At 71.3% G+C, this 9,332-nt stretch carries 8 protein-coding genes; 4 read left to right on the forward strand and 4 right to left on the reverse strand.

Going from position 1 to position 9,332, the window contains the following annotated elements; translation table 11 throughout:
• The first annotated feature begins 244 nt into the window (after window positions 1–244).
• The 3 genes from M8J73_RS42210 to M8J73_RS42220 all read left to right on the forward strand — a co-directional run bounded on the left by M8J73_RS42210 (window position 245) and on the right by M8J73_RS42220 (window position 2,187).
• Complete coding sequence (locus tag M8J73_RS42210; RefSeq protein WP_055540419.1) at window positions 245–1,210, forward strand: zinc-binding dehydrogenase; 966 nt, start codon at window positions 245–247, stop codon at window positions 1,208–1,210.
• Window positions 1,211–1,321: 111 nt separating this feature from the next.
• Window positions 1,322–1,531: an RNA polymerase sigma factor sigma-70 region 4 domain-containing protein gene (locus tag M8J73_RS42215; RefSeq protein WP_055513588.1), complete on the forward strand. Its 210-nt coding sequence runs from the start codon at window positions 1,322–1,324 to the stop codon at window positions 1,529–1,531.
• A complete protein-coding gene (locus M8J73_RS42220) occupies window positions 1,531–2,187 on the forward strand; it encodes a Clp protease N-terminal domain-containing protein (protein ID WP_055540420.1) in 657 nt (218 codons plus the stop codon). Before M8J73_RS42215 ends, M8J73_RS42220 begins: the two co-directional genes overlap by 1 nt.
• 89 nt (window positions 2,188–2,276) lie before the next feature.
• On the opposite strand, the gene M8J73_RS42225 is transcribed toward M8J73_RS42220, so the two are convergent.
• The gene (locus tag M8J73_RS42225; RefSeq protein ID WP_055540421.1) at window positions 2,277–3,422 is read right to left on the reverse strand and encodes a PadR family transcriptional regulator; all 1,146 of its coding nucleotides are present in this window, start codon (window positions 3,420–3,422) and stop codon (window positions 2,277–2,279) included.
• A 1-nt stretch (window position 3,423) separates the two neighbouring features.
• Window positions 3,424–4,455, reverse strand: coding sequence for a DUF4097 family beta strand repeat-containing protein (locus M8J73_RS42230; protein ID WP_055540422.1), 1,032 nt, complete (start codon window positions 4,453–4,455; stop codon window positions 3,424–3,426).
• Window positions 4,456–4,688: 233 nt separating this feature from the next.
• On the opposite strand from M8J73_RS42230, the gene M8J73_RS42235 reads away from it, so the two are divergent.
• On the forward strand, window positions 4,689–5,540 hold the full coding sequence (locus tag M8J73_RS42235; protein WP_055540423.1) for a hypothetical protein: 852 nt from the start codon (window positions 4,689–4,691) through the stop codon (window positions 5,538–5,540).
• 44 nt (window positions 5,541–5,584) lie between these two features.
• Here the strand turns inward: M8J73_RS42235 and M8J73_RS42240 are convergent, their stop codons facing one another.
• A complete protein-coding gene (locus M8J73_RS42240) occupies window positions 5,585–5,764 on the reverse strand; it encodes a DUF6104 family protein (protein ID WP_003992906.1) in 180 nt (59 codons plus the stop codon).
• 87 nt (window positions 5,765–5,851) lie between these two features.
• Window positions 5,852–9,332, reverse strand: a 3,481-nt coding sequence (locus M8J73_RS42245) for a multifunctional oxoglutarate decarboxylase/oxoglutarate dehydrogenase thiamine pyrophosphate-binding subunit/dihydrolipoyllysine-residue succinyltransferase subunit (RefSeq protein WP_249829831.1), incomplete at its 5' end; no start/stop codon positions are given.

Here is a 9,332-nt window from a genome sequence, read left to right on the forward strand (position 1 = left end):
GGCGCCACCTGAGGAAGGTAGGAAGGCCGGGCCGTCAGGCCCGCGCCTTCCGGGGGAGGGCGGGCCGCAGGCCCGTCCCTCCAGGGGCGCGGGGCGGTGACATATGCGGCTCCGGCGCGTGGCCGCGATCAGCCCCACCCACCCGCAGTCGACCGGGGGCTTCGCGGGGCGGAGCCCTTCGCGGGACGCGTGTCACAGCGTTGTGCGGTTCCATCGGGTGCGGCGTACACCTATGGTCAGGCCCATGTTCGCTGCCTACGCCGCCCGTATCGACCGTGACAACCCGCTCAACGGACTGGAGTTGGGCGACCGCCCGGCTCCGGAGTCCAGGCCCGGCTGGACCACCGTCAAGGTGAAGGCCGCCTCGCTGAACCACCACGACCTGTGGTCCCTGCGCGGCGTCGGCCTCGCCGAGGACAAGCTGCCGATGATCCTCGGCTGTGACGCCGCCGGCGTCGACGAGGACGGCAACGAGGTCGTCCTGCACTCGGTGATCGGCCAGAGCGGCCACGGCGTCGGCCCCAAGGAGCCCCGCTCGATCCTCACCGAGCGCTACCAGGGCACCTTCGCCGAGCTGGTCACCGTCCCCACCTGGAACGTTCTCCCCAAGCCGGCGGAACTCTCCTTCGAGGAGGCCGCCTGCCTGCCCACCGCCTGGCTGACGGCCTACCGCATGCTCTTCACCAACGGCGGCGTCCGTCCGGGTGACTCCGTCCTCGTTCAGGGTGCCGGTGGCGGCGTCGCCACCGCCGCGATCGTGCTCGGCAAGGCCGCCGGCCTGCGGGTCTACGCCACCAGCCGGGACGAGGCGAAGCGGAAGCGGGCCCTGGAACTCGGCGCGGTCGAGGCGCTGGAGTCGGGTGCCCGGCTGCCGCAGCGCGTCGACGCGGTCATCGAGACCGTCGGTGCCGCCACCTGGTCCCACTCGGTGAAGTCGCTCCGCCCCGGTGGCACGCTCGTCATCTCCGGTGCCACCAGCGGCGACCGCCCCTCCCACGCCGAACTCACCCGCATCTTCTTCCTCGAACTGAAGGTCGTCGGCTCCACCATGGGCACCAAGGACGAGCTGGAGGACCTCCTCTCGTTCTGCGCCGCGACAGGCGTCCGCCCCGTCATCGACGAGGTGCTCCCCCTCGACCGTGCCCGCGAGGGCTTCGAGCGCCTGGAGTCGGGCGACCTCTTCGGCAAGATCGTGCTCACCAACCCCTGACGGCTCGCCCCTGCTGAGAGAGCGTCACCATGGCCGGCCCGGCTTCTCGGGCCGGCCTTCGTCATGTCAACCAACATTGACAACAGCCCTGTGTCAACGTAAGTTGACGATATGACCGAAGCAACGGATCTCGCCGAGCGGGCCGGCGACCGCGACCCCCGGATCGGGTTGCGGGCCGTCGCCGCGCTGCGCCGGCTGCTGGAGCAACTGGAGTCGGTACAGGTGCGCAGTGCGCGCAATCAGGGCTGGTCGTGGCAGGAGATCGCCACGGAACTCGGTGTGAGCAGGCAGGCCGTGCACAAAAAGTACGGGAGGCATTGATGTTCGAACGGTTCACGAAGGATGCCCGTGCCGTGGTCCTCGCCGCGGTCGACCACGCGCAACGCTCCAGCGCCGACAAGGTGACCGAGGAGCATCTTCTGCTCGCCCTGCTGGACCGCCGCGCCAGCCGTGCCTCGTTCGCCCTCGCCTCGCTGGGGCTGGCGGACAACCGGGGATCCGTCGCACAGGCCCTCGCCGACGCCCGACGGCGGTGCGGTCTCACCCGCGCCGACGCGGACGCCCTGTCCGACCTCGGTATCGACCTCGCACGGATCGTCTCCCGCGTCGAGGAGGCCCATGGCACGGGTGCGTTGGAGCCGGGGCGGCGCCGGGACGACGGTGGGGCCGACGGTGCTGGTGACGATGACGGCGGCGGAGGCGAAGGGTTCGGCCGAAGGGGTGGTGGGCGCGGCGGCAGGAGCGGGCGCGCTCGCCGCTCGGGCCACCGGCCCTTCACCCGCGACGCCAAGGACGTGCTCACCCGCTCCCTCCGGGTCGCCCAGTCCCACAGTGACCGTCACATCGGTGACGAGCACCTGCTGCTCGCCCTCACCACCCGCCCCGGAGTCCCCGCCGAGGTCCTCGCCGACCATGGCGTGACCTACGCGTCCCTGGAGCGCGTGCTGTACGGAGCGGGGGAGGCCAGGGCGAGCTGACCGCGGGGAGAGGCCCGGCCGTGTCGTGTGGGCCTCCCCGTTCGCGCGTTACCCCGTTCGCGCCGTTACCCCGTTCTCGCCTCTTGCCGTTACCCCTTGGCTGCCCGCAGCGCCGCTCCGATGTGGGCCGCCGCCGTCGACAGGTGGCGGCGGGCGTCACGGAGTTGGTCCTCCGTCACCCCGTGGTCGCGGGCCGCGTCGCGGATGTCGTCGCGGAAGCGGTCCAGGAGCCGGTCGAGATCGCGGGCCGGGTCGCCCGTGGGGGCCTCGTGCACCCAGGAGGGTTCATAGGCGCCCGGGAAGTCCTCCGGTGTGGTCGAGTAGTCCGGCTCCCAGACACCGGAGTCGCCCCCCGCCCCGCCCGGCGCCGTGCCGGGTCCCGTGGCCGAGCCGGTGCCCGAGCCCGTGCCGGGCGCCCCCGCCGTGTCGGGGCCGGACCCCGCGCCCGGGCGTCCGAAGCCGAGGTCCTTGCCGAACTCCTTTCCGAAGTCCTTCCCGAACTCGCCGAACTCCTTGGCCAGTTCCGTCAGTCCCTCGCGGACCCCGGTCGGCCAGTCGCCGCGGGAGAAGTGGTCCTGGACATGGTCCTGGACCCGCTTGGCGATGCGCTGGAGCTCCTCCTGGGCCTGGGTGCGCGCCCGTTCCTGCGCCTCCTTGGCCTGGCGGCGGGCTCGCTGGGCCTCCTCGCGGGCACGGCGGCTCTCGTCCTTGGCGCGCCGGGCCTGCTCCTTCCACTCCTGCTTGACGCGGCGCATCTCCTCCTTCGCCGCGCGCCATGCCTCCTTGTCGCCCTGCTCCCCGAACTCCCCGAGCGGCCCGTGCTCCCCGCTGCCCGCTCCCGGGGCCTGGCGTGCCGCGGAGGCCGCCGCCCGCATCTCGCGGCGCAGGTCGCCCGCCGCGCCCCGTACGTCGGCCCGGATCTCGGCGGCCAGCTCCGCCACCGACTCACGGATCTCCAGCTCCAGGTCGGCCAGTTCTCCGCTGCGGTCGGCCAGTTCGGCACGGCCCGCGTCGGTGATCGCGTACACCTTCCGGCCGCCCTCGGTGGTGTGGGTCACCAGACCCTCCGCCTCCAGCTTGGCGAGGCGGGGGTAGACGGTGCCGGCGGAGGGGGCGTACAGGCCCTGGAAGCGTTCCTCCAGCAGTCGGATCACCTCGTAGCCGTGGCGCGGCGCCTCGTCCAGCAGCTTCAGCAGATACAGCCGCAGGCGTCCGTGGGCGAAGACGGGAGGCATGTCAGAGCACCTTCTTGTCGGTCGTGCTGGGGCTCGTGCCGTCGGCGGGGCCGTCGGGCGAGGAGCCGGTGGTGCCGTCGGGGTCCGGGTGGCCCGCGGGGGCGCCGGACGGCTCGGCGGTGGCACCGGCAATCGCATTGTCGGTCACGGCGTCGGACGGATCGGTCGGCGGGGTGTCCGACACGGTCTCGCCGACGCTCTCGCCCTCGTCCCAGGGCTCGTCCTCCGCCGGGGGCCTGCGCAGGAGCGCGATGGAGCCGGAGATGGTCGTGGCCTTCAGGCGGCCGTTCCCCCTGCCGAGACGGCCGGTGATCTTGTGGGCGCCCCAGGGGCCGCTGACGCGGAGGTCCTCGAAGGCGTTGGAGATGGTGCCGCTGGCGGTGTTGGCCTCGATCTCGGCGTCGGCGGGGTGGGGGAGGCGAATGGCGATCTCGCCGGAGACGCTGGTGAGGCCGACCTCGGTCGGGCCGCCCACCGGGTCGAGGTCGAGGATGATCGAGCCGCTCACCGAGTCGGCCTTGAGGGTCGGGCAGGACCCCTCGATGACGGTCAGGTCACCGGAGACGGAGCTCAGACGGAGATCCCCGGTGAGGGCCTGCGCCTCCACGTTCCCGGAGACCGTCGTCGCCCGGACCGGTCCCGACAGGCCGACCAGGGTGGTGTCGCCGGAGATGCCCTTCACCTCCGTCCGCCCGTCCACCCCCGAGATGACGGCCGTGGCGCCGACCGCGCCCACCTCTACGCGGGTGCCCGCCGGAACGGCGAGGGAGACCAGCGCGGTGCGGCGCCAGCCCTTGCGGTCGAGCCACTTCAGGAAGCCCTTCCACGGCAGGTCCTCGTACGCCACGGTCAGCGTGCCGTCCTTCTGCGTCACCGTCAGGGGCGGGCCCTCCAGGTCCGACACCTCCAGACGGGCGGAACTCTCGTCGGTGCCCACGACGTTCACCGTTCCGTTGACGACGCGCACCTGGAGCGCCGTCACCGGTTCGTCGAATGTGAGCTTCCGTGGCTCGGTGACGGACCACTCGGACATGTGCTGACCCCCAATGACAAGCCGACCTCATGACGGACCGGCCTCACGAGCGACCGACTCTCGCGACAGACCGACCTCGCAACAGACGGACCCATGGCAGACCGAACAGGACTGTGCAACGCGCCATATCGCGTCTCACGTCATTCACGATATATCGCGCCCGTCGGAAGTCAAGACACCCGTTCTGGTGATCCCACAGGATGAACTGGGGCAAATCGCCCTAGCGTGGGGTCATGTCGACGGAAAGCACACCGGGATCCCCGCGCCCCCGACCCGCGCCCGCGGCCGGTGCGCTGCTGCTCTGCCGCGCGGACCCGGAAACCGTCGCCCCCGTCGCGCAGCTCCTCGGGGAGCGGATGCTGCTCACCTCGGCCGGCCCCGAGTGGAGCGCCCTCGTGCCCGAGGGGAAGCCCTGGTTGCAGGGAGGGGAGCCTGTCGACCGGGTGCTGACCGGTTGGGCCACCGCGCTCGCCGTCGGCGCTCCCTGGCCGGTCCTGGCCCTGTGGTGGGACGCCGACCGCAGCGGCTACACCCTGGCCGCGGGTTTCCGTCGCACCGTCGGCTACGTATGGCTCGCGAACGGCACCCCGGTCGGCGAGGACGAGGCGATGCGCACGTTCGCCGCGCGGCTGGGCCTGGACCCGGTCCTCGACGCGCAGTCCCTCTACGACCTCACCGAGGCGGACCCGTCGGCGGACGCCCGCGCCCGGCTGCTGGGCCTGCTCGGGGTCCTCGCCCGGGCGGGTGTGGCCCTTCCGGCCGGTCTCACTCCCGGCGAACCCGCGGACCGTCTCCGGGAGGTCGCCCGCGTCCAGCCCGACGCCCGGCGCATCGAATGGACCGGCTGGCGCGGAGCGGTCCGGATGGAGCTCGACGCGCTCGAACGGGGCCGTCTCGGCCCCTGGCTGCCCTGGGCGGGCACGTCACGGGCCCGCGGGCTCGCCACCGCGCAGCTCCTTGCGGGCCTGCCCCTCACGGCCTGGGGCCTGCGCCGCCGCAGCGGCGGCTGGACCGCGGCGGGCGCCCTCCTGGTCGCCCACGGCGCCCTCGGCCTGATGTACGACCTCTCACGCCCCCGCGACTGACCCCGCCGCCCCGCTGTCCCTTCGCCGCGACCAAGCGGGGGAACCTACTCGTCGTCCTCGTCGTCGAGGCGCGCCAGCCAGGTCGCCAGCCGCTCGACCGGCACCTCGAAGTCCGGGTTCAGGTCCACGAAGGTCCGCAGCTGCTCGGCGAGCCACTCGAAGGTGACCTCCTCCTCGCCGCGCCGCTTCTCCAGTTCCTCGATGCCACGGTCCGTGAAGTACATGGGTCAAGGATAAGTGCGGGAAAACGGCCGGGCCGCACCCCTCGGAAGGGGTGCGGCCCGGCCGCGTACGGATGCCGTCGAGGGTGCTTACGCCTCGAACACCTCACGCACGAGCTGCTCCTGCTCCGCCTGGTGCCGCTTGGCCGACCCCACGGCGGGGGACGAGCCGTGCGGGCGGGAGATGCGGCGCAGACGCTCGCCGTGCGGGACGTCGGCGCCGACCGCCAGGTCCAGGTGGTCGATCAGGTTGAGGGCGATGAAGGGCCACGCGCCCTGGTTCGCCGGCTCCTCCTGCGCCCACAGGTACTTCTCGGCGTTCGGGTACTTCTTGATCTCCGCCTGGACCTCGGCACCCGGCAGCGGGTAGAGGCGCTCGAGGCGGATGATCGCCGTCTCGGCGGCCGAGGGGTCCGTGGCGCCGCGCTTCTGCCGCTCGGCCTCCAGGTCGTAGTAGACCTTGCCGGCGCAGAACACGACCTTCTTGACGGCGGCCGGGTCGACCGAGTCGTCGCCGATGACCGGGCGGAACTCGCCCGTCGTGAACTCCTCCGCCTTCGACGCGGCGGCCTTCAGACGCAGCATCGACTTCGGGGTGAAGACCACCAGCGGCTTGTGGTGCGGGTTGTGCACCTGCCACCGCAGGAGGTGGAAGTAGTTCGACGGGAGGGTCGGCATGGCGACCGTCATGTTGTTCTGCGCGCAGAGCTGGAGGAACCGCTCGGGGCGGGCCGAGGAGTGGTCCGGGCCCTGGCCCTCGTAGCCGTGCGGGAGGAGCAGGACGACGCCGGAGGTCTGGTTCCACTTCTGCTCCGCCGACGAGATGAACTCGTCCACGACCGTCTGGGCGCCGTTGACGAAGTCGCCGAACTGGGCCTCCCACATCACGAGCGCGTCGGGGCGGGCCAGCGAGTAGCCGTACTCGAAGCCCATCGCGGCGTACTCGGACAGGAGCGAGTTGTAGACGTTCAGGCGCGCCTGGTCCTCGGAGAGGTACATCAGCGGCGTGAACTCCTCGCCCGTCTCACGGTCGATGATCACCGCGTGACGCTGGCCGAAGGTGCCGCGCTGCGAGTCCTGGCCGGCGAGGCGGACCGGGGTGCCCTCCAGCAGCAGGGAGCCGATGGCGAGGGTCTCGCCCATGCCCCAGTCGATCGTGCCGTCCTCGACCATCGACGCCCGGCGCTGGAGCTGCGGCAGCAGACGCGGGTGGGCGGTGATGTGGTCCGGGACGTTGACCTGGGACTCGGCGATGCGCTTGACGACCTCGGCCGTGACCGCGGTGTTCACCGAGACGGGGAAGCCGTCCTGCGGGTCGTGGGACGGGGCGGCGGCCGGCTGCGACGTCGCCTCGCGGACCTCGGTGAAGACCTTCTCCAGCTGGCCCTGGTAGTCCTGCAGCGCCTGCTCGGCCTCTTCCAGGGTGATGTCGCCGCGACCGATGAGGGACTCGGTGTAGAGCTTGCGCACCGAGCGCTTCTTGTCGATCAGGTCGTACATCAGCGGCTGGGTGAAGGCCGGGTTGTCCGACTCGTTGTGACCGCGGCGGCGGTAGCAGATGAGGTCGATCACCACGTCCTTGTTGAACGCCTGGCGGAACTCGAAGGCGAGCCGCGCGACGCGGACCACGGCCTCCGGGTCGTCGCCGTTCACGTGGAAGATCGGGGCCTCGATCATCCTCGCCACGTCCGTCGCGTACATCGACGAGCGGGAGGACTCGGGGGCCGCGGTGAAGCCGACCTGGTTGTTGATGACGATGTGGACCGTGCCGCCGGTGCGGTAGCCGCGCAGCTGCGACATGTTCAGGGTCTCGGCCACCACGCCCTGGCCCGCGAAGGCCGCGTCGCCGTGGAGGGCCACCGGCAGGACGGTGAAGTCCGTGCCGCCCTTGTTGATGATGTCCTGCTTGGCGCGGGCGACGCCCTCCAGGACCGGGTCCACCGCCTCCAGGTGCGAGGGGTTCGCGACCAGGGAGACCTTGATCTGCTCGCCGTCGAGGCCCGTGAAGGTGCCCTCGGCGCCCAGGTGGTACTTCACGTCGCCGGAGCCGTGCATCGACTTCGGGTCGAGGTTGCCCTCGAACTCGCGGAAGATCTGCGCGTACGACTTGCCGACGATGTTCGCGAGGACGTTCAGGCGGCCGCGGTGGGCCATGCCGATGACGACCTCGTCCAGGCGCGACTCGGCGGCGCTGTCGATGACCGCGTCGAGCAGCGGGATGACGGACTCGCCGCCCTCCAGGGAGAAGCGCTTCTGGCCGACGTACTTCGTCTGCAGGAAGGTCTCGAAGGCCTCCGCCGCGTTCAGCCGGCGCAGGATGCGCAGCTGCTCCTCGCGCTCCGGCTTGGTGTGCGGGCGCTCGATGCGGTCCTGGATCCACTTGCGCTGCTTCGGGTCCTGGATGTGCATGAACTCGATGCCGGTCGTACGGCAGTACGAGTCACGCAGGACGCCGAGGATGTCGCGGAGCTTCATCAGGGACTTGCCGGCGAAGCCGCCGACCGCGAACTCGCGCTCCAGGTCCCACAGCGTGAGCCCGTGCTCGGTGATGTCGAGGTCGGGGTGCTTGCGCTGGCGGTACTCCAGCGGGTCGGTGTCGGCCATGACGTGGCCGCGGACCCGGTAGGAGTGGATCAGCTCGAAGACGCGGGCGGCCTTGGTGACGTCGTCGTCGTGGCTGGCGTCGATGTCCCTGAGCCAGCGCACCGGCTCGTAGGGGATGCGCAGGGCCTCGAAGATGTCGTCGTAGAAGCCGTTCTCGCCGAGCAGCAGGTTCGCGACCTGGCGCAGGAACTCGCCGGAGGCGGCGCCCTGGATCACCCGGTGGTCGTAGGTCGACGTGAGCGTCATGACCTTCGAGATACCGAGCTTGTTCAGGGTGTCCTGGCTCGTGCCCTGGAACTCGGCCGGGTAGTCCATGGAGCCGACGCCCATGATCACCGACTGGCCGGGCATCAGACGCGGCACGGAGTGGACGGTGCCGAGGCCGCCGGGGTTGGTCAGGGAGACCGTGACGCCGGTGAAGTCGTCCATCGTCAGCTTGCCGTCGCGGGCGCGGCGGACGATGTCCTCGTAGGCCTGCCAGAACTCGAAGAAGTTCAGCGTCTCGGCCTTCTTGATCGCCGCGACGACCAGCTGGCGGTCGCCGTTCGGCTTGACCAGGTCGATGGCGAGACCGAGGTTGACGTGCGGCGGCTTGACGAGCGTCGGCTTGCCGTCCTTCTCACCGAAGGACCAGTTCATCGACGGCATCGCCTTGATGGCCTGCACCATCGCGTAGCCGATCAGGTGCGTGAAGGAGATCTTCCCGCCCCGGGCGCGCTTCAGGTGGTTGTTGATGACGATGCGGTTGTCGAAGAGCAGCTTCACCGGGACGGCGCGCACGGACGTGGCCGTGGGCAGCTCCAGCGACGCGTTCATGTTCTTCGCGACGGCGGCGGCCGGGCCGCGCAGCGTGATCAGCTCCGGGCCCTCGGCGGGAGCGGCCGGCGCGGCCTGCTTCGCGGGGGCGGCGGCCGGCTTCGCCGGCGCGGCGGCCGCGGGCTTCGCGGCGGCCGGGGCCGGGGCAGCG

Source organism: Streptomyces neyagawaensis, from assembly GCF_023516595.1.
GTDB lineage: Bacteria > Actinomycetota > Actinomycetes > Streptomycetales > Streptomycetaceae > Streptomyces > Streptomyces neyagawaensis.

Bases quoted from the DNA above. Each gene is read 5' to 3' on its own strand.
- M8J73_RS42210 (WP_055540419.1), top strand. From the start codon at position 245: ATGTTCGCTGCCTACGCCGCCCGTATCGACCGTGACAACCCGCTCAAC.
- M8J73_RS42215 (WP_055513588.1), top strand. From the start codon at position 1,322: ATGACCGAAGCAACGGATCTCGCCGAGCGGGCCGGCGACCGCGACCCC.
- M8J73_RS42220 (WP_055540420.1), top strand. From the start codon at position 1,531: ATGTTCGAACGGTTCACGAAGGATGCCCGTGCCGTGGTCCTCGCCGCG.
- M8J73_RS42225 (WP_055540421.1), bottom strand. From the start codon at position 3,422: ATGCCTCCCGTCTTCGCCCACGGACGCCTGCGGCTGTATCTGCTGAAG.
- M8J73_RS42230 (WP_055540422.1), bottom strand. From the start codon at position 4,455: ATGTCCGAGTGGTCCGTCACCGAGCCACGGAAGCTCACATTCGACGAA.
- M8J73_RS42235 (WP_055540423.1), top strand. From the start codon at position 4,689: ATGTCGACGGAAAGCACACCGGGATCCCCGCGCCCCCGACCCGCGCCC.
- M8J73_RS42240 (WP_003992906.1), bottom strand. From the start codon at position 5,764: ATGTACTTCACGGACCGTGGCATCGAGGAACTGGAGAAGCGGCGCGGC.